The organism is Leeuwenhoekiella palythoae (assembly GCF_900130045.1).
GTDB lineage: Bacteria > Bacteroidota > Bacteroidia > Flavobacteriales > Flavobacteriaceae > Leeuwenhoekiella > Leeuwenhoekiella palythoae.
Genome location: NZ_FQXT01000001.1, coordinates 113601 through 134453, shown reverse-complemented (window position 1 = coordinate 134453; position 20853 = coordinate 113601). Strand labels below are relative to the sequence as shown.

18 protein-coding genes are annotated in these 20853 nt (G+C 39.1%); 9 read left to right on the top strand and 9 right to left on the bottom strand.

Features of this window, described 5'->3' with window-relative positions:
* Positions 1–5: 5 nt before the first annotated feature.
* From BUA96_RS00595 to rlmD, 5 genes are all read right to left on the bottom strand, one after another.
* Positions 6–812, bottom strand: a complete 807-nt coding sequence (locus tag BUA96_RS00595; protein WP_128755720.1) for a TrmH family RNA methyltransferase — start codon at positions 810–812, stop codon at positions 6–8.
* Between the two features lie 28 nt (positions 813–840).
* Positions 841–1761, bottom strand: a complete 921-nt coding sequence (locus BUA96_RS00590) for a CPBP family intramembrane glutamic endopeptidase (protein WP_072979266.1) — start codon at positions 1759–1761, stop codon at positions 841–843.
* 79 nt (positions 1762–1840) lie between these two features.
* The gene (locus BUA96_RS00585) at positions 1841–2581 is read right to left on the bottom strand and encodes a DUF6048 family protein (protein ID WP_072979265.1); all 741 of its coding nucleotides are present in this window, start codon (positions 2579–2581) and stop codon (positions 1841–1843) included.
* Positions 2550–3047, bottom strand: coding sequence for a DUF6452 family protein (locus tag BUA96_RS00580; RefSeq protein ID WP_072979260.1), 498 nt, complete (start codon positions 3045–3047; stop codon positions 2550–2552). Before BUA96_RS00580 ends, BUA96_RS00585 begins: the two co-directional genes overlap by 32 nt.
* A gap of 5 nt (positions 3048–3052) precedes the next feature.
* A complete protein-coding gene (gene rlmD, locus BUA96_RS00575) occupies positions 3053–4465 on the bottom strand; it encodes a 23S rRNA (uracil(1939)-C(5))-methyltransferase RlmD (RefSeq protein ID WP_072979256.1) in 1413 nt (470 codons plus the stop codon).
* 259 nt (positions 4466–4724) lie between these two features.
* Here rlmD and rocD point away from each other — a divergent pair, with 259 nt between their 5' ends.
* A complete protein-coding gene (gene rocD / locus BUA96_RS00570; RefSeq protein ID WP_072979251.1) occupies positions 4725–5969 on the top strand; it encodes an ornithine--oxo-acid transaminase in 1245 nt (414 codons plus the stop codon).
* A gap of 107 nt (positions 5970–6076) precedes the next feature.
* On the opposite strand, the gene BUA96_RS00565 is transcribed toward rocD, so the two are convergent.
* Both BUA96_RS00565 and pepT read right to left on the bottom strand, forming a co-directional pair.
* Positions 6077–6580, bottom strand: a complete 504-nt coding sequence (locus tag BUA96_RS00565) for an FKBP-type peptidyl-prolyl cis-trans isomerase (RefSeq protein ID WP_072979249.1) — start codon at positions 6578–6580, stop codon at positions 6077–6079.
* Between the two features lie 74 nt (positions 6581–6654).
* Positions 6655–7890 (bottom strand): peptidase T, encoded by a 1236-nt coding sequence (gene pepT / locus BUA96_RS00560; protein ID WP_072979243.1) that lies wholly within the window; start codon positions 7888–7890, stop codon positions 6655–6657.
* 174 nt (positions 7891–8064) lie between these two features.
* Here pepT and BUA96_RS00555 point away from each other — a divergent pair, with 174 nt between their 5' ends.
* From BUA96_RS00555 to guaB, 4 genes are all read left to right on the top strand, one after another.
* Positions 8065–9078, top strand: coding sequence for a quinone-dependent dihydroorotate dehydrogenase (locus BUA96_RS00555; RefSeq protein WP_072979242.1), 1014 nt, complete (start codon positions 8065–8067; stop codon positions 9076–9078).
* A gap of 91 nt (positions 9079–9169) precedes the next feature.
* Positions 9170–11107 carry a tetratricopeptide repeat-containing sensor histidine kinase gene (locus BUA96_RS00550; protein WP_072979241.1) on the top strand — a complete coding sequence of 646 codons (1938 nt, stop codon included), beginning with the start codon at positions 9170–9172 and terminating at the stop codon, positions 11105–11107.
* Between the two features lie 186 nt (positions 11108–11293).
* Entirely contained in the window at positions 11294–12160 is an 867-nt protein-coding gene (locus BUA96_RS00545) for a hydroxymethylglutaryl-CoA lyase (RefSeq protein WP_072979240.1), read from the top strand.
* A 93-nt stretch (positions 12161–12253) separates the two neighbouring features.
* The gene (gene guaB, locus BUA96_RS00540) at positions 12254–13726 is read left to right on the top strand and encodes an IMP dehydrogenase (protein ID WP_072979239.1); all 1473 of its coding nucleotides are present in this window, start codon (positions 12254–12256) and stop codon (positions 13724–13726) included.
* Positions 13727–13805: 79 nt separating this feature from the next.
* Here the strand turns inward: guaB and BUA96_RS00535 are convergent, their stop codons facing one another.
* On the bottom strand, positions 13806–14351 hold the full coding sequence (locus BUA96_RS00535; protein WP_072980419.1) for an OmpH/Skp family outer membrane protein: 546 nt from the start codon (positions 14349–14351) through the stop codon (positions 13806–13808).
* 149 nt (positions 14352–14500) lie between these two features.
* Positions 14501–14737 carry a hypothetical protein gene (locus BUA96_RS00530; RefSeq protein WP_072979238.1) on the bottom strand — a complete coding sequence of 79 codons (237 nt, stop codon included), beginning with the start codon at positions 14735–14737 and terminating at the stop codon, positions 14501–14503.
* A gap of 279 nt (positions 14738–15016) precedes the next feature.
* Here BUA96_RS00530 and BUA96_RS00525 point away from each other — a divergent pair, with 279 nt between their 5' ends.
* The 4 genes from BUA96_RS00525 to BUA96_RS00510 all read left to right on the top strand — a co-directional run bounded on the left by BUA96_RS00525 (position 15017) and on the right by BUA96_RS00510 (position 20760).
* Positions 15017–15883 (top strand): peptidylprolyl isomerase, encoded by an 867-nt coding sequence (locus BUA96_RS00525; protein WP_072979237.1) that lies wholly within the window; start codon positions 15017–15019, stop codon positions 15881–15883.
* A complete protein-coding gene (locus BUA96_RS00520) occupies positions 15867–17291 on the top strand; it encodes a peptidylprolyl isomerase (protein WP_233430589.1) in 1425 nt (474 codons plus the stop codon). Before BUA96_RS00525 ends, BUA96_RS00520 begins: the two co-directional genes overlap by 17 nt.
* 3 nt (positions 17292–17294) lie before the next feature.
* Positions 17295–18248 (top strand): AAA family ATPase, encoded by a 954-nt coding sequence (locus tag BUA96_RS00515; RefSeq protein WP_072979235.1) that lies wholly within the window; start codon positions 17295–17297, stop codon positions 18246–18248.
* Between the two features lie 247 nt (positions 18249–18495).
* Positions 18496–20760 carry an aconitate hydratase gene (locus BUA96_RS00510; RefSeq protein WP_072979234.1) on the top strand — a complete coding sequence of 755 codons (2265 nt, stop codon included), beginning with the start codon at positions 18496–18498 and terminating at the stop codon, positions 20758–20760.
* Positions 20761–20853 lie beyond the last annotated feature (93 nt).

The following is a 20853-nucleotide window of genomic DNA, read 5'->3' as shown; positions in this document are numbered from 1 at the left end:
GAAATTTAAAGAGTAAAACCGCGTTGTCTGCGCGCTTCAAAAATAAGGATCGCTGCAGCCACCGAAACATTCATAGAGTCGAGGCGGCCCTGCATCGGGATGATGATGTTTTGTTTTGCAGCATTACGCCATTCTTCAGAAAGGCCATCTGCTTCAGTACCCACAACTAGGGCAGAAGAGGTGGTGAAATCTTGCTTTTCGTAAGAAATAGCTTCCTGCAAAATTGCGGTGTAAATCGAAATGTTTTGGTGCTTAAGAAAATTAATAACTTCTTCTGTACTACCTGTAGCCACAGGAATCGTAAACAAACCACCTACGCTAGAACGTATTATGTTTGGGTTGTACAGATCTGTACGCGGATTAGCTAAAATGAAAGCGTCAACTCCTGCCGCATCAGCGGTACGTAAAAGCGCCCCGATATTTCCGGGTTTTTCAGGAGCTTCGGCTATTAATATCAGCGGATTTTCAGGAAGATCAAGATCGTTTAACGCATTCTTTTTCGCTTTCGCGGAAGCAATAATTCCTTCGGTTCCTGATCGGTATGCGATTTTTTTATAAACTTCTTCAGTAACGACAATCTGCTCAGTTGTACTCGAGATTTTAGTCTGAAGTTCTTCTAGTGCTTCGGTTTGAGCAATTTCGGGACAAAAGAAAATTTGAGTCAGTTCAAAACCCGCATCAAAAGCCAGATTGATCTCCCGGACACCTTCAATCAGAAATTCACCGGTTTTACGGCGAATTCTCGATTTTTCTTGTAAAGCTACAAGGTGTTTTATCGTAGGATTTTGTGTGCTGCTAATTTCTTTTATCATAACGCAAAGATACTAAAGCCGGGGCAGCTTATTTCTGATTACGCGTGCTGTCAACCACTTTTTTAAAAACATAATGTTCTTGAAGCGTTTCAAGAAATTTAAGTTTAGTATAACCGGAATCTTGCTTGCTCAGCAGGTGTAAATTGATCAGTTCGTTATCTCTAAGTTTTAGCGTATCGCTAGTGTACAAACTGTCAACCAGCTTTTGCAAGCTATAATTTTGAGCTTCAAGGCATAGTAAATTTCCTTGTTGCGTGGTGTCAAAATGTAAAATTGAAGTTTCTTCAACCTCAAAAGCAAGTCCGGCAGCTTCTATCTTAACTGCGTCATCATCAACAAGCGGAATCATCACATTGTGATAAAAGAGAAAAGCCATCATAATTAAAATGAAATTATGACTAAAATGTCCCAATATCGCCCAAATGAAACCAAGTTTAAGTCTGAAAAAACTAAAAATAATTCCGGCAAAGAGTTGCGCCCCAACGAGAATAGGTGATAATATAAAGAACCAAAGGTCCACATTACTGTAGTTAGACATATGAACAAAACCAAATGCCGCCGAAAATATATACACGATGATGCGGAGGTGTTTTTTCCAGAAGGTTTCTATATCAAGTTTAAAAAGGTAAGCGATGAGCCGCAAAAGGTAATTGCGTTTGTATTTTAATGGAAATCTAAATACGAATTCTTCAAGAATCGGCGGAACAATGGTGATCAACAAGATAGACATCCAAAAGCTGTACAATTCTTGATTGAGCACGTTTTCATACCCCTTGGTCAAGGGTTCAATAAGACTCATAAGAATCAAAAACAGAAAGGCAAAACCAAAGTCATAGATGATACCGGAAACTAAAAACTTTACTTTTTCCCAAACCGAAATAGCGTATGGGGTGTCATCCGGATTCTTGATGAAGGTGTTGATAATGCGTATGCGTGAACGTAATCCCATTCAGACGGTGTTAGTGAAAGTCTGCTTTTATTGATGTTACTTAAGGATGTTGCATACCTGAGGTGTGCTCCTTGATTATTTATTTTTTGAAAATAGGAATTAAATAGGAAATGGTGTAGCCATAGCCCGCGCCATAAACATTATCAAAAGTTACTTTGTTGTAGCCCGGAGCATAAAGATTGGTGAAATTATCAGGCGATTTTTGAGATAAAATACGTTTTAATTGTACATTAAGTCCCATATACAAATTGTTGAATAACTCTACCTGAATTCCCATTTGAAGTTCTGCCCAAATTAAATTGAGATTAGAATAATTGCGTGGATCAGTGCGTACATCAGGCTCAAAAAAGGTATTGGTGGTGTAAATGGTATAGTTGTTTAAATCCTGATTAAAGGTTGAAAAACCTACGTGTAACCCCACGTAGATCAGGTTAGACATTCCTTCCCAATTGCTGTAAGCGTTGTAATTTATTCCGCCTTTTAAATAACTACCTTGTACCTGCGCATCATAAGTAGGCTCATTAAAGTCACGGGTTTCTGTACCTAATTCCGCAGCTACATAATAGCGATCTTTTATTCTGAAGTCCCCTAAAATAGCAAATCCTTGATAGCGATCATCCAGAATGGTTCTTAGCGGTTTACTTAGGTCGATACCTACGCGTAAACCGTATTTATTGGTTTTAGGTTTAGAAGCAAGAGAGTCTACCGCTGTTGAGTCGGTTATGCTTTCTTGAGTAATGCCTTGTTTGTCCTGCGCGCTAAGCGAAAAACCGGTCATCAGTAAACTACTAATGACGAATATATACCTGAGTAGTGTCATTATTAGTTATAGTTCTGGTGTTTATAATAATATCGTCTATCCAGCGCCCGTCTGAACCCGGATTATTCTGAATAGTAAGGTTTGAAAAACTCACCCGATAGCCACAAGCTCTGCTTATAAATTCTTCTTGAGGTGTGTATTTAAAAGTAACTGTATCGGCATTATTAGGATCTTCAGCTGCCACAAGATTATTAGGGTTTTTTACAAAAACCAAAACGGTTGCGGTAGTATCTGTACGTAAAGGAATTTCTACAGTTGATGCGCTGGTATACGCCAAGCTGTCTGAGTTGTCCACTTTATAGATCGTGATATTGAGCTCCTTATCTTCGGTGGTGTTATCAGCATCTTGAAAGCCAATAGTGAGTACCGGTGTGGTGGGTGTGCTCGCTGCACAGATATCATCACGCTCGCAAGAAATCGCGATGAGCGCAATGATAAAAACTAATAAAATCCCGTTTTTAAGCATGAGCTTTATTTCAGTTTGAGTAAAACTACGTTTTCTACGTGATGTGTCTGCGGAAACATATCTACCGGTTGAACGCGTTCTACTTTATAATATGGGTCTAACAACGCAAGATCCCTGGCTTGTGTTGCACTGTTACAGCTCACATAAACAATGCGATCTGCTTTAATTTTAATAAGTTGAGCGACTACATCTTTGTGCATTCCGTCGCGAGGTGGATCTGTGATCACGACGTCAGGCTGACCGTGCTGAGCAATAAATGCATCGTTGAATACATTTTTCATATCACCCACATAGAACTCAACGTTTTCTATTTCGTTTAATTGCGCATTTTCTTTTGCAGCAATAATGGCATCAGGCACGGCTTCTACACCGATCACCTTTTTAGCCTTTTTGGCAACAAATTGAGCAATAGTACCCGTTCCTGTGTAAAGATCAAAAACCGTTTCATCGCCTTTCAATTCGGCAAAATCTCGGGTAATTTTGTAAAGTTCGTACGCTTGTTCAGAGTTGGTTTGATAAAAAGATTTGGCGTTTATTTTAAACTTAAGTCCTTCCATCTCTTCAAAAATATGATCTCTTCCGGCATAGCAAATAACATTTTGATCATAAATAGTGTCATTACCTTTCTCGTTGATGACATAAAGTAGCGAAGTAATTTCAGGAAAGGTTTCCTTTAAATACTCGAGAACCAGTTTGCGTTGAGCTTCGGCATCTTCAAAAAATTGAACCAAAACCATCAATTCACCGGTACTGCTCGTACGAATCATAAGCGTACGCAGGAGTCCTTCTTGATTGCGCGCATTAAAAAACGGAATGTTGTTTTTTGTAGCAAATTCTTTCACGCCGTTGCGTATGGCATTGCTGGGATCGCGTTGCAGATGACACTTATCAATGTCCAGAATTTTATCCCACATCCCCGGAATATGAAAGCCCAGCGCGTTGCGATCTTCAATAATCTCATCGCTTTGTATTTGCTTCAGCGTAAGCCATTTGCTGTCGCTAAAGGAAAATTCCATTTTATTTCTGTAGAAGTAGATGTCTTTACTACCGCTAATGGGAGTGATGTCTGGCAAGTCAATTTTGCCCAAACGCTGCAGGTTGTTGACCACTTCACGCTGCTTGTATTCCAGCTGATAGTCGTAATGCATATTTTGCCATTTACAACCGCCACAGGTCCCAAAATGTTTACAAACCGGCTCAGTGCGCTTGGGAGAATATTCATGAATTTTTATCGCTTTGCCTTCATAGTAGGCTTTGCGCTGCTTCATTGTTTGAATATCTACCACATCACCGGGTACCGCATTGCTAATAAAAATTACACGCCCATCTGGCGCTTTGGCAATAGATTTCCCTTTTGCGCCGGCATCTGTAACCAACACATTTGAGAATATTTTTCTGGATTTCTTTCTTCTTGACACGCGGCAAAAATAGTATAAATAAGACGATCTGCAGAACCGCTTTTTAATATGTTTTAGCGAAATAATGCTCGGCGCGATATTTATGGATTATCAGGTTACACCGAAGCTTAATTCTTAAGTTTTCTGCTTTATTTTTAGTAATTTGCGATTTCTTAATAAGGATGATTTCTCTCCTTAATACGATGCTTTGAAAAATGAATTTTTAAGAGTGCATCAAAAGCAGGAATCGTTGAAAGATTACCTTTAAAATTTTTACAAAATGACTACTGTAGATCAACTTACTTCACAAGAGGCGATTGCTCTTGAGGACAAGCACGGCGCGCACAATTATCATCCGCTTCCTGTGGTGCTAAAACGTGGCGAAGGCGTTTACGTGTGGGATGTAGAAGATAAAAAGTATTATGATTTTTTATCAGCATATTCAGCAGTTAACCAAGGGCATTGTCACCCGGCCATTGTAGGCGCAATGACAAAACAAGCCGAAGTGCTTACACTTACCTCTCGCGCTTTTCATAATGATGTTTTAGGTCGTTATGAGAAGTATGCCACCGAATATTTTGGGTTTGACAAGTTGTTACCTATGAATACGGGTGCCGAAGCGGTAGAGACTGCAATAAAAATCGCACGTAAATGGGCATATGAAGAAAAAGGCGTTCCTGAGCAAGACGCGCAGATCATTGTTTGCGAAAATAATTTCCACGGAAGAACAACAACCATTATTTCTTTTTCTAACGATGAAGATGCACGTAAAAACTTTGGTCCGTATACTCCTGGTTTTATAAAAATTGCATACAACGATGCGGATGCTTTAGAGCGTGCGTTGATTGAAAATAAAAATGTTGCCGGATTTTTAGTGGAGCCTATTCAGGGAGAAGCCGGGGTATTTGTACCAGATGAAGGCTACTTGGCTAAATGTAAAGCCTTGTGCGAAGAACACAATGTACTTTTTATAGCTGATGAAGTTCAAACAGGGATCGCAAGAACGGGGCAGTTGCTTGCTGTTAATCATGAAAATGTAAATCCAGATATTTTGATCTTAGGAAAAGCGTTGTCTGGTGGTGCTTATCCTGTTTCAGCAGTATTGGCAAATGATCCGGTTATGAATGTGATCAAGCCGGGACAACACGGTTCTACCTTTGGAGGAAATCCTGTTGCAGGGGCAGTTGCAATGGCTGCCTTGCAGGTTATTCAAGATGAAAATTTAGCAGAAAATGCCGAAGCTCTAGGGAAGCTTTTTAGAGCTAAACTCAACGAGTATATTGAAACGAGTACTATTGTAAGTTTAGTGCGTGGTAAAGGATTGCTAAATGCGATTGTAATAAATGATTCTGAAGATAGCAGTACGGCTTGGGATATTTGTATGGCTTTGAAAGAAAACGGACTTCTGGCAAAACCTACTCACGGAAACATCATTCGTTTTGCACCACCTTTAGTAATGAACGAAGAGCAACTTTTAGATTGTGTGAGTATCATTACTAAAACTCTAAAGGCATTTGAAAAGTAAGCTATAAATGGTGCAATATATAAACTACCACAAGGTTTTAAACCTTTGGGCAGTATAAAAAAAAGGAGCGCAATTGGCGCTCCTTTTTTAATGCTATTTTAATAGCATTACTCTGTTGCAATGAGTTCGATGTCAAAGACAAGTGCAGTGTTAGGTGGTATTGGGCCTGCTCCAGATGCACCGTAAGCTAATTTTGCAGGCATTAATAGCGTTGCAGTTCCACCTTCTTTCATTAAACTGATACCTTCTCTAAATCCTGCAATTACGTTGGCTAAATTGAATTCGATAGGGTTTACAGCCTGGTCAAAAACAGAATCATTTAAAAAGTAGCCCTTATAAGTGACTGTCACGTTCGCACTGCTTGATGGTGTTTCGCCGGTTCCTTCAGTTTCTATCACGTAATATAAACCGCTATCTGTACGTGTTGCCTCTAATTCGTTTGCTTCAATATACGCTAAGATTTCAGCTTCATTGCGCTCAAAGGCTTCCTCGTCTGTTTCGGTGATAGGTGTTTCGTAATTGGTATCATCGGTCCCGCAAGAGATAAGTGTAGCTAAACCAATACTTGCTGCAAATAATTTAAAATACGTTGTTGTGTTAGTTAACCTCATAATATGAAATGTGATTTTTTGTGTTACACATTCTAGACGCAAGATATTTTAAATGGTTGCTTCGGTTGCGGTAATTATTTTTTTGCAGCCAATTCTGCGATCTTAATGATCACCTCTGTCGCTTTGATCATACTTTCTACAGGTACATATTCAAACCTTCCGTGGAAATTATGTCCGCCGGCAAAAATGTTAGGACAAGGTAAGCCCATAAAAGAAAGTTGTGATCCGTCGGTTCCGCCTCTAATGGGTTTGATTATAGGTTCGACATCAACGGCGTGCATCGCTTTTTCTGCAAGTTCAACAATATGCATCACCGGCTCAATTTTCTCCCGCATATTAAAATACTGATCTTTAATCTCTATTGAAATGAGTTCTAAACCGTACTGACTATTGATTTCTGCAGCAAGATTATTAAGCACCTCTTTACGTGCCTCAAAATGCTCTTTGTCGTGATCTCTTAAGATGTATTCAAGAACAGTTTCCTCAACATCTCCGTGAATTCCATTTAGATGAAAAAAACCTTCACGCCCTGAGGTATGCTCGGGAGTTTCTAAGCGCGGCAACGAACTGATAAAGTCCTGAGCGATGTGAATACTGTTGATCATTTTGCCTTTAGCATAACCCGGATGTACGCTTTTTCCTTTTACAAAAACCTTGACCCCTGCAGCATTAAAATTTTCAAACTCGAGTTCGCCAATTTGGCTTCCATCCATTGTGTATGCCCATTCGGCGCCAAATTTTTCGACATCAAATTTATGCGCGCCACGCCCAATTTCTTCATCAGGTGTAAAGCCAATACGAATGGGTCCGTGTTCAATTTCAGGATGATTTTTCAGGTATTGCACTGCTTCCATAATTTCAGTAATACCGGCTTTATCATCAGCGCCAAGCAGCGTTGTTCCGTCAGTTGTGATTATAGTTTGACCTTTATACTCTAGGAGATCGTCAAAGTCATCAGGAGATAAAATGATATCTAATGCTTCATTTAAAACAATGTCTTTTCCATTGTAATTCTCAATGATTTGCGGATTTACGTTGGTACCGCTAAAATCTGGCGTAGTGTCATAATGCGCAATGAAACCAATAGTAGGAAGCGGTTTTGCAACCGTGGCGGGTAGCGTAGCCATAATATACCCATTCTGATCAATGCTCACATCATCAAGCCCCATTGCAAGAAGCTCTTGATGCAGTTTGTTTGCAAGGTCCCATTGTTTTTGGGTGCTGGGCGTGCTAGAACTGTTTTCATCACTTTGAGTATCTATGGTTACATAGCTAATAAAACGCTTGATAAAGAGGTCTTTTTGGATCATAGGCAAATTTTAAACGAGATGGTTTTTAGGCTGTAAAGGTACTGTTATGATCAAAAAATAAAATACAGAGAATCAATTTTATAAAATATTTAATTCGTTCTATTAAGAACTGATTTTCTTTTTGAGTTGCATCACATAAACCTATTTTTGCACGACTCTAAAAAACTGACCTTTATGTATAAATCAATTATACGTCCACTGCTTTTTAATTTTGACCCAGAAGGTGTGCATCACTTTAGCTTTAAAAGCATTAAGTTGATGAAACAATTGGGGTTAACGCGATTAGTGAAGCCTGTTTTTAATATTGAGCATAAAGCTTTAGAGCGTGAGGTTTTTGGACTGAAATTTAAAAATCCGGTGGGGCTTGCTGCAGGTTTTGATAAAGATGCCAAGTTGTATCAAGAACTCTCAGATTTTGGGTTTGGTTTTATTGAAATAGGCACGCTAACGCCAAAGCCACAACCCGGAAATCCTAAAAAACGTTTATTCCGTCTAAAGGAAGATAAGGCCATTATAAATAGAATGGGATTTAATAATGGCGGAGTGGCAGCAGCGGTTTCGCGACTCAAAAAAAATAAAAATGTACTTATAGGAGGGAACATTGGGAAGAATAAAGTCACCTCTAATGAGGAGGCATTTAACGACTATAAGATCTGCTTTGAAGCCCTTTACGATTATGTAGATTATTTTGTAGTTAACGTAAGTTCGCCAAATACGCCCAATTTAAGAGCCTTACAAGATAAAGAACCGCTTACCAAATTATTAGCGGGCCTTCAAGAGCTCAACAAAACCATATCTCAAAAACCTATTTTACTTAAAATCGCACCGGATCTCACCGATGAACAATTGAATGATATCATCGAAATTGTTCAAGACACAAAGATCGCCGGCGTTATTGCAACCAATACCACGATTAGTCGCGACGGACTTCAATCTTCAAATAAAGAGGAAATAGGAGGTTTAAGTGGAAGTCCTTTACGTGATCGTTCTACAGAAGTCATTAGGTTTTTACATCAAAAAAGTCAAGGTGCTTTTCCTATTATCGGAGTAGGAGGTATCCACAGCCCACAGGATGCACTAGAGAAATTAGAGGCAGGAGCGAGTTTGATTCAGTTGTATACAGGATTTATCTATGAAGGGCCCTCATTAATCAAGCGTATTAATGAAGAAATTATAAAGCAGAGTTAAAAAGCTTTAATACATTTACGGGTTTTCAGAACCTAAGTATCAAAACCGCTTTTTTGCGTTCAAAAAAATACAACCTAAATCTACCAATTTAGTGAACTTAAAGTTTAAGAAGCCCCTAATAATCACGCAAACCATCAATTGGTTTGTATTGTTGGCTATTGTGGCTACTGTAAATCTTTATAGTCAAACTCCCCAAATAGACTCTTTAAAGCAAGAGTTGAAAAAAGCAGCGAACGATACGATTCGCAGTGATTTTAATGAGCGCATTGCATATGAGTATTTGTATTATCAACCCGATAGTGCCAAGCGCTATATTGATAAAGCTTTAGAACTCGCCCAACTCAACAACTACCAGCGTGGTATCGCAAAAGCTTATAATAGAATGGGAACCTATTATATCGTCACTTCCAAATACCCCGATGCTATCTTGGAATTTCAAAAGGCGCTTCCCCTATATAAAGCTAAAAACGACAGTTTAGGCCTGAGTGAAAGCTATGGGAATCTTGGAGTTCTCGAATTTTATCTACGGGATTATGAATCTTCTGAAAAGAACTTCAGGCAGGCATTGGATTATGTAGATTCTGTAAATAACAGAAATCAGTACATAAAGTACATTGTAAATTTAAGTGGTGTATTTAGGGAGAAACGAGTTCTAGATAGTGCAGTTTACTATTCAAAAAAAGCCTTGTACCTCATAAAAGGAGGAGGAGATCCTAGAATCGCCGGAGTTGCCTATTTTAACTTAGGAACCGCTCGCTATTTTCTGGGCTCGTATGATGAAGCGATCGCTAATTTAAATCTGGCATTGCAGTCTTCCAATTTTCCGGTGCAGTTTCAATGTTTGGCAAAATCGTATATCGCGCAGAGTTATACGGCCCAAGGAAGATTAGATGAGGCTGCTAGCGAGCTTTTGGCTATTGAGCAGCAAGTTCTTGATTTAAAAGATCAATACGTTATTCTAGCCTATTATGAGGCTCGGCAGAAATTGCACGAAGCCAATAATAATACCGCTGAAGCATTAGCATATGCTCAAAAGTATATTAAACTCAATGATGAGATTCACAACAGAGAACAATCTAATATTCTTCAAAACCTCAAGATTCAATTTGGTATTGAAGAACAACAGTTAGAAAATGAATTGCTACGTAGTGATGCCGAAATGCAGGCGTTACAGATCAAACACCAGCGCTATGCGATCATTGGTATTTCTGTTTTAATTGTTTTATTGTTCTTGCTGCTATTTATCCTTTACCGAATGTATAGCTATAAAAAGAGTGCTAATCGCATTCTTAAAAAAGAACAGCAGGTTTTAAATACGAGTAATAAAAACCTAACCGCCATCAACCATCAGAAAAATAACTTATTCTCAATAGTTGCGCACGATGTGAAGAGTCCTGTGGCGGCGGTGTTGAGCAGTATTAATTTGCTGCATAACAATTATAAAAACTTTACTTCTGAAGAAATTGAAGCCTTGTCTGAAGAGCTAAAGAAACAAACATCAAATCTTTATTACTTAATTGATAGCGTTTTACTGTGGGCAAAATCACAAATGAACGGTTATAAATTTATAATCTCTGAAGTGCACCCGCATAAAGTAGTAAGCGAAGTTGTTGAGGCTGAAGATGTATTTATAGAGCGTAAAAATCTTAAGATTGACTGTGTAATCCCTAAGGAAGATATCATTTTTACAGATCGTCAAGTAGTCATCGTGATTATGAGAAATCTGCTTAGCAATGCGATCAAGTTCACACCTGCAAACGGCAAAATAACTTTTAGTGCAAACCGCACTGCAGAAGTTTACGAACTTTCTATTTCTGATACCGGTGTAGGAATGTCTAAAACTGACCTAGACAAAGTGTTGATTAAAAAAGAGAGATTTTCGGTAAAGGGTACAAATGATGAAGCGGGTAATGGTATTGGGCTTATTTTATGCCAGGAGATTGCTCATCAAATAGGAGGAGAGATCGTTGCTACAAGCCAACCTGGCAATGGTTCTACGTTTACGTTAAAACTTCCAATCATAAAATAGACGATCTGAATAAAAGATATTGATAATCTTTAGCGCTAGGTTTTTCCATTAGCGGAAATCATAAAGGAAATCCTGCACCAGGCGCGCATCAATCGGATGCTTATGACCTTCATAAGAATTAAAATCTCCTATGAAAATTTGCGCTTCAAGCAGTTTATGTATCTTTAAATTCTTTAAAAGAGCTTAATGTCAAAACCGGTTAAAATAATAGAATGTCCCAGAGATGCTATGCAGGGTATAAAGCAATTTATTCCTACCGAGGCAAAAGTGCAATACTTGCAATCGCTGTTGCGCTGTGGCTTTGATACCCTTGATTTTGGCAGTTTTGTGAGTCCGAAGGCGATTCCGCAAATGGCAGATACAGCTCAGGTTTTAGACCGATTAGACTTGAGTGCAACAGCAACAAAATTGCTCGCCATCGTGGCGAATCTAAGAGGTGCTCAAGATGCTGTGCAATTCGATCAAATAGCGTACTTAGGCTATCCTTTCAGTATCTCTGAAATTTTTCAAATGCGTAATACACATAAAACTATCGAAGAATCGGTAGTGGTGCTTTCTGATATTTTAGAGACCGCAACTAAACACAACAAAGAAGTAGTTACGTATTTAAGTATGGGTTTTGGTAATCCGTATGGTGATCCTTGGGACGTGGATATTGTAGGAGCCTGGACCGAAAAATTAGCTGCAATGGGAGTGCGTATTATTTCACTTTCGGATACTGTAGGATCTTCTGATGCTCAAACGATTGATTATTTATTTAGCGAATTGATTCCGGCGTATCCTCAAATCGAGTTTGGTGCGCATTTACATACCACGCCAAACCAGTGGTTTGAGAAGGTTAACGCGGCGTATAAAGCGGGGTGCAGGCGCTTTGACGGAGCAATTCAGGGATTTGGTGGGTGCCCAATGGCAAAAGACGAACTTACCGGTAATATGCCCACAGAAAAAATGCTTTCCTATTTCAATTCAGTTAAAGTAGATTCCGGAATCAGACCTATGAGTTTTGAGTCGGCACACAACGAGGCTTCAAAGATCTTTCATAATTATCATTAGGTTAAATTAGGCATAGCCTTTTATTAAAATTCATTTTACACCAAAGTTTGAGATTTTAGCAGTATATTTGCACGCAATTAAATCCTAATTGCAATGACAGCTCACGAAACAAAAATACTGGGAGAAGGTCTTACTTACGATGACGTACTCTTAGTTCCTGCTTATTCTGAGGTGCTTCCGAGAGAAGTAAATATTCAGTCAAAATTTTCTAAAAACATCACGCTTAATGTGCCTATCGTTTCTGCAGCGATGGATACCGTGACCGAATCAAGTATGGCGATCGCTATTGCTCGTGAAGGTGGTATTGGGGTGTTGCATAAAAATATGACTATTGAGCAGCAAGCTGTTAAAGTACGTCGTGTAAAACGTGCCGAAAGTGGGATGATCATTGATCCGGTAACGCTTAATAAAGAAGCTAAAGTCAAAGATGCTAAGCGTCTGATGGCAGAGCATAGCATTGGAGGGATTCCTATTGTTGATTCTGAAGGTCACCTTGAAGGAATCGTTACCAACAGAGATTTGCGCTTTGAGAAAGACAACGAGCGTGCTATTGTTGAGGTAATGACTTCAGAAAATCTTATTACTACTTCTGAAGGAACTTCGTTAGCGGAGGCCGAAGTGATCTTGCAGGAAAATAAGATCGAAAAACTTCCGGTTGTTACAAAAGATAACAAGCTTATAGGTTTAATAACCTTTAGAGATATTACAAAACTTACGCAAAAACCTATCGCTAATAAAGATACCTACGGAAGATTACGCGTTGCCGCTGCTGTGGGTGTTACTGCTGATGCTGTTGAGCGCGTTGAAGCACTTGTAAATGCCGGAGTGGATGCTGTGGTGATCGATACAGCACACGGACATACGCAAGGTGTGGTTCGTGTTTTGCAAAGTGTGAAAGAAAAGTTTCCTGCACTTGATGTTGTGGTAGGAAATATCGCTACTGCCGCCGCTGCTAAATATTTAGTGGAAGCAGGCGCCGATGCGGTTAAGGTAGGTATAGGACCCGGTTCTATCTGTACAACACGTGTTGTGGCAGGTGTTGGTTTTCCTCAATTTAGCGCGGTTTTAGAAGTGGCAGCAGCATTAAAAGGCACCGGAATACCGGTAATTGCAGATGGAGGAATTCGTTATACAGGAGATATTCCTAAAGCGATTGCTGCCGGTGCAGACTGTGTAATGCTTGGTTCATTGCTTGCGGGTACTAAGGAGTCTCCGGGAGAAACCATCATTTATGAAGGTAGAAAATATAAAACCTACCGCGGAATGGGTTCTGTAGAAGCTATGAAAACAGGTTCAAAAGATCGTTATTTCCAAGATGTTGAAGATGATATTAAAAAATTGGTGCCGGAAGGAATTGTAGGCCGTGTTCCTTATAAAGGCGAACTTTATGAAAGCGTGCATCAATTTATAGGTGGTCTAAGAGCCGGAATGGGATATTGCGGAACCAAAGATGTTGAAGCTTTAAAAGAAAATGGACGTTTTGTAAAAATCACGTCAAGTGGTATTCACGAGAGTCATCCGCACGATGTGACCATTACTAAAGAATCACCAAATTATAGCAGATAATCCTCAAGCTTAATCGCTTGGATGAAGCATAAAAAAAGGGAGCAAATTGCTCCCTTTTTTTATGTGATAGATTACCGTATTAATTTTGAGTAGGCAAGGCGGTTTGGTCTTGCTGACCTTGTACTTTTAAAGTAACTCCTAGCTTATCTGCTACGGCTTGAGTCAAATCGTGAGTAGGGTCAAAGTAAGCTACCCCGGCATTAAGTGTTAACACCTGAGAGTAGTTTTGCTCTTGCGCAACTTGATTGAGTGCTTGACCTACTTTTTGGTATAAAGGCTGCATCAATTCATTTTGTCTGATTGAGATCAATCCTTGAGAATTTTGTCTAAAACGTTGAATATCTTGTTCCATACCAACGATTTCTTCTTGTTTGGTTTGCTTGTCCTCTTCTGAAGCTGTTGCCTCAGCATCTTGATAAGCGGTTACAGCGGTTTGATATTTAGTCACTAAATCTTTAAACTGTTTTTCTAATTCAGCGTTATAAGCCTCTAAGTCTTTTTGTACTTGTGCTACTTCATCAAGGCTTGAGATCACTAAATCGCTGTCGATGGTTCCAACTTTTGTTTGAGCCAGCGCAGAAAAGCTGATAAAACAAGCTACTAGGGGTAAGAAAATTTTTTTCATTTTAAATTGAATTTTGCCTGTTTGTGCTAGGCGATTGTTTGTAATACAGTTAATTTTTAAAAAAATTACGCGCAAAGATATAAAAGCTTGAATGCTATCAAAGTATTTTTTAACACCTTAGCCTCAAAGCAAAACTTTAAGCGCAAGCTTTAATCACAAAATTCCCCACGATGTGGTTTTAAAGCATCGCGCACGGCAGGCATTTGTGCTTTAGAAACTATAAAATACGCGATAGCGTATAATTCAGATTTCTGCTCAACGCCTGTTTCATTAACCTTCAGGTCGTGCGCAGTCTTATACTCATCTAAATGAATGACGTGGTGTTCTGCGATTTTTAAAGCATCAGGACCTCTAAAATCCCATATCAGTTTTATTCTTTGTTCCATATAACAGAGTCAATAGGTGTGCCAAAATTAAAGGTCATTGCGTACGATGACCGGAGCAAAATTACCCATAAGCTTTTTCAATTCTTCAGATTTAGAGTAGATTAATTCGTTTTTAGATGGTTTTAGAAGGTGTTTGTGGCCTATCTTATAGAATTTCAGTGATTTATGAAATAATCAGTTCTGAGGGAGAATTCTTAATTTTGCAAATCTCTAAAACAATTGCAACAGAGGTCTCGAGTTGTAGTCTTTGAGAGAGACTTTTGAGTTGGTTTAAGTGATATGTCTAGATTTATAATGCGTTTTAGTATACTCGTGCTTTTTGCCGCCCTTGTGGTTTCTTGTGATCTTTTGGGGTCAAAAGCACCTGCCGGGGTTCCTGTTGCGCGAGTGGGTAATGCTTATTTGTATAAAGAAGACATAGAGAAGTTGATCACTGCAGAATTGTCTCCAGAAGACAGCACCACCTTAGTGAATGGATACATTAATCGCTGGGCAACTAAGCGATTACTCGTAGATAATGCACAGCGCAACATCACGCTTGACGAGCAAGACCGATTGAACAATCTGGTAGAGCAGTATAAATTAGATTTGTTTTCGCAGGCCTACAAAGATGCTTTGGTTGCGCGTAGTTTGGACAGCAGTATTACAGATGCAGAGGCTTCACAGTTTTATACTGAAAATAAAGAGAATTTTAAGCTGAATGAATCCCTACTCAAACTGCGGTATATTGAGATGGGAGAGAATGATTATAATGAAGATGAAATAAAAAAGCGTTTTACGCGCTTTAATGCTAAAGACAAGCGTTTTTTAGACTCTATTTCGGTTCAGTTTAGAGCACAATATTTAAATGACAGTACCTGGATAAGTCTGGATAAGGTTATTGCTAAAATTCCGCCGGTAAATGTTGAAAACAGTGACCAGCTACTAAATAAAACCGAATTTTTACAACTGCGTGATTCATTAGGATTATATTTGATCGCGGTTAATGATCGCCTTGATCGCAATGATGACGCGCCGTTAGAATATGTGTTGCCAACGGTGAAGCAAATTCTTCTTAACCGAAGGAAACTAGATTTGATAAAACAATTAGAAAAGGATATTACTAAGGATGCAATTAAAAACAAACAATTTGAACTGTATAACTAAAGCTTTTGCGCTCTTTCTTTTGTGTGGTATGTGGTCAGGCTTGACCGCACAAGAAATTATTGATACAGACGCCGCTGGCGATACTGCTCAAAATGAGGAAAAACCGCTTACATCGGGAACCACGTTTAAAGTAGATGGTGTGGCAGCTGTGGTTGGAGAATATGTAATTCTAGAAAGCGACATTCAGCAAGCAATCGAATCTCTCAAACAGCAAAAAGTAGAAGGTCAAGATCTGTCTACGTGTAGCGTGATGGATAAACTCATGGAAGATAAGCTTTATGCGCATCACGCAGTGATTGATAGTGTAATGATCAACGAAGAGCAAGTGCGCTCGTATACCCAACAGCAGATAGATTATTTTATCAATCAATTAGGCTCTGAGGAGAAAGTATTGAAGTTCTACCGTAAAGAAAAAATGAGCGATCTTAAAAAGGAGCTTTTGGAACTTAACCGCAATCAGGAATTGGCCAAAGCCATGCAGCAAAATATTGTTGAAGAGATTGAGGTAACTCCAGAAGAGATTAGATCGTATTACAAAGAATTAGAAGAAGATGGGCTGCCACAATTTGGTGTGGAGCTTGAAGTATCAAAAATTCAGATCATTCCAGATGTTCCTCAGGAGGAGAAGCAGAAAGTAATTGACCAGCTTAACGGATACAGAACAGATATTCTTGAGAACGGAAGCAGTTTTGCTACTAAAGCGGTGTTGTGGTCTGAGGATGAATCTACTCGTGGTGACGGTGGTTTAATTAGAGATGTAGATCGCAAATCACAGTTTGTTAAAGAATTTAGAGATGTGGCCTTTAGTTTACAGGAAGGTGAAGTAAGTAAGCCTTTTGAGACTGAATTTGGTTATCACATTATTAAGGTGGAGAAAATACGTGGTCAAAAAATTGATCTTCGTCATATTTTAAGAATACCTAAAGTGACTGCTGCTGCAGAAAACGCTGCAAAAGACGAAATCGAAAAAATTAGAAAACGCATTGAAGATGGCGAGATCACTTTCGCGGAAGCTGCACGTGAATTTTCAGATGAAAAAGAAACGGCTAGCGACGGTGGGATTATGATCAATCCTGTAACACAAGACCGTATGTTTGAGCTTAAAAACCTTCCACCGGAATTATATCCTAAGGTTCAAAATCTAAAAGAGGGAGAAGTTTCAATTGCCTTCAATAACCCTACGCGCACGGGAAAAACACGTTATGAAATTTATACCGTTTCTGATCGTATTGAAGAGCACGAAGCAGATTTTGCGATTGATTACGTAAAGATTAAAAATTTCGCATTACAAGCTAAACGTATCAAAGCCATTGAAAAATGGAAGAATGAAAAAATAGCGGAAACCTATATTAAATTAAACGGAGATTATAGAACTTGCGATTATAGTAGCAACTGGATAAAACAATAAACTATGTCAGACGCTAAGGCAATTGATGCGCTGGTCACCCGTTATCAAGATTTAAAAAAAGAAATAGGTCGCGTAATCATTGGTCAGCACGAGGTTGTAGATCAAATCGTGATTTCAATTTTTAGTGGCGGTCACGCGCTTTTAATTGGTGTTCCGGGGTTGGCTAAGACGTTAATGGTCAACACGATTGCGCAAGCCTTGGGTTTAGATTTTAAACGAATTCAGTTTACGCCAGATTTGATGCCTAGCGATATTGTAGGTGCAGAAATTCTTGACGAATCCCGCAATTTTAAATTCCTTAAAGGACCTGTTTTTGCTAATATTGTTCTTGCAGATGAAATCAACCGTACTCCACCTAAAACACAGGCTGCGCTTTTAGAAGCGATGCAAGAAAAAGCGGTTACTGTAGCCGGTAAACAATATCCATTAGATAAACCCTACTTCGTCTTAGCGACGCAAAACCCTATTGAGCAGGAGGGAACCTATCCCTTGCCGGAAGCTCAGTTAGATCGTTTTATGTTTGCGATCAATCTTGTTTATCCCAGCTATGAAGAAGAGGTAGCTATCGTCAAAGCGACTACGGCAGATACTCAGGTGTCGGTTAAGCCATTATTTACCGCAGCTGACATTGTGAATTATCAGCAGCTTATAAGACGAATTCCTGTTGCAGATAATGTTGTTGAATATGCGGTTGCATTAGTGGGTAGAACACGCCCTGATTCAACAAGTGCACCTCTGATTGTGAAAGATTATATCGATTGGGGGGCAGGTCCCAGAGCTTCGCAGAACTTAATTCTTGCTGCAAAAACGCACGCTGCAATACAAGGGAAATATTCTCCTGATATCGAAGATGTAAAAGCCGTAGCTCAAGGTATTTTAGGGCACCGTTTGTTGAAGAACTATAAGGCTGAGGCCGAAGGCTTAACCCTTAAAGAAATCATAAAAAGCCTGCTCTAGAGTAATATAGAAAGACTCTAAATAATTGCTTAAGGTCTTTTTTTATTAACATTTGACTTCTAACTACCTAATAATCATAATTAAGCAACGAAATCGATATATTCTTGAGGGAAATTGCAATAAGTTTAGCATTTACAAGCATTGCCTTAATCTATATGTCGGCTTCCTAAATTCTTCGCTTTTTCGTAATTTTAGCGCCGCTTTCAAGCGCAATTAATTTACAATTTCAATTAACTAAAATTTAGATATGGCATTTGATATCGATATGATCAAATCGGTTTACAGTAAGGTGGCAGAGCGTGTTGACGCCGCTCGAGAAATTACCGGTAAGCCTTTAACACTGGCAGAAAAAATATTATACTCTCACCTTTGGGATGGTAAAACTGATAAGGCATTTGTACGTGGTAAAGATTACGTAGATTTTGCTCCAGATCGTATCGCTTGTCAGGATGCTACAGCTCAGATGGCGCTTTTGCAGTTTATGCAAGCAGGAAAAAAAGAGGTTGCCGTGCCTACTACTGTGCATTGTGATCACTTGATTCAAGCAAAGCAAGGTGCGCAAAAAGATTTAAAACGCGCTAACGAAACGAGCAACGAAGTTTTTGATTTTTTAGAGTCTGTTTCTAATAAATACGGAATTGGTTTCTGGAAGCCGGGTGCAGGTATTATTCACCAAGTAGTTTTAGAAAATTATGCATTTCCTGGAGGAATGATGATTGGTACTGATAGTCACACGGTAAATGCCGGAGGTCTTGGTATGGTTGCAATTGGTGTAGGTGGTGCTGATGCTGTTGATGTAATGGCCGGAATGCCGTGGGAACTTAAATTTCCAAAATTAATTGGAGTTAAATTAACAGGTGAACTTAACGGTTGGACTGCTTCTAAAGACGTTATTCTTAAGGTAGCAGGTATTCTAACTGTAAAAGGTGGTACTGGCGCTATTGTTGAATATTTTGGCCCGGGTGCTAAAAACCTTTCAGCAACTGGTAAAGGAACTATTTGTAATATGGGTGCAGAAATTGGAGCAACCACTTCTACATTTGGTTATGATGAATCTATGGAGCGTTTCTTACGTGCTACAGATCGTGCAGATGTTGCTGACGCAGCAAATGAGATAAAAGAATATTTAACAGGTGACGACGAAGTATATGCTAATCCTGAGCAATATTTTGACGAAGTGATTGAAATTAACCTTTCAGAATTACGTCCGCACCTTAATGGTCCTTTTACTCCAGATTTAGCTACTCCAGTAGGAGAACTAGGAGAGAAAGCCGCTAAAAATGACTGGCCAATTAAAGTTGATTGGGGTCTGATAGGTTCTTGTACAAACTCTTCTTATGAAGATTTATCAAGAGCTGCTTCTATCGCGCAGCAAGCGATTGACAAGAAATTAAAACCTAAGAGTGATTTTGGTATCAACCCGGGATCAGAGCAAATTCGTTACACTGCAGAGCGTGACGGCTTGTTGGAGGTTTTTGAGAATTTAGGAGCGACTATTTTTACAAATGCCTGTGGCCCTTGTATTGGTCAGTGGGATCGTAGTGATCGTAAAGGGGAAGAGAAAAACACTATTGTGCACTCTTTCAACCGAAACTTCTCAAAACGTGCCGATGGTAACCCAAATACGCACGCATTTGTAGGTTCTCCAGAAATGGTTGCAGCAATTGCTATTTCAGGACGTTTAGATTTTGATCCATTAAATGATACACTGATCAACGAAGATGGAGAAGAAGTGAAATTAGACGTACCTGTAGGTTTAGAATTGCCTACTAAAGGTTTTGCTGTTGAAGAAAACGGGTATTTAGCACCTACTGAAGACGGAAGTAAAGTTGAAGTAAAAGTTGCTACAGACAGCGAGCGTTTACAGTTGTTAACTCCGTTTGTGCCTATTAAGGATTCAGAGCTAAAAGAAGTAAAACTTCTTATTAAAGCCTTTGGAAAATGTACCACAGACCACATTTCTATGGCTGGACCTTGGTTACGTTACCGTGGACATCTTGATAATATTTCAAATAACTGTCTGATTGGTGCTGTAAATGCATACAATAAGAAGACCAACTTTGTAAAAAGTCAATTGACAGGCGAGTACGGCGGTGTGCCAGATACACAGAGAGAGTACAAAGCTAAAGGAATCAAAACCATTGTTGTTGGAGATCATAACTATGGTGAAGGTTCTTCTCGTGAGCACGCTGCAATGGAGCCACGTCATCTTGGTGTAGCTGCAGTATTAGTTAAATCTTTTGCACGTATTCACGAAACAAACCTTAAGAAACAAGGAATGTTAGGATTGACTTTCGCTAACGAAAATGACTATGATCTGATTCAGGAAGATGATACATTCAGCTTCTTAGATATCGAAGAATTTGCTCCAGACAAGCCGTTGACAATTGAGGTAACACATGCTGACGGAAGTAAAGACACGATTAAAGCAAATCATACTTATAATGATGCGCAAATCGCTTGGTATCGTGAAGGTTCTGCTTTAAATCTTATCAAAAAGCAAAACGCTTAATAGATTATATTAAAATAATATTAAACCAAACCACGACTTTGTGGTTTGGTTTTTTTATTCCCTTTATTTGCGGAAATGATTGTCTGAAGCAAA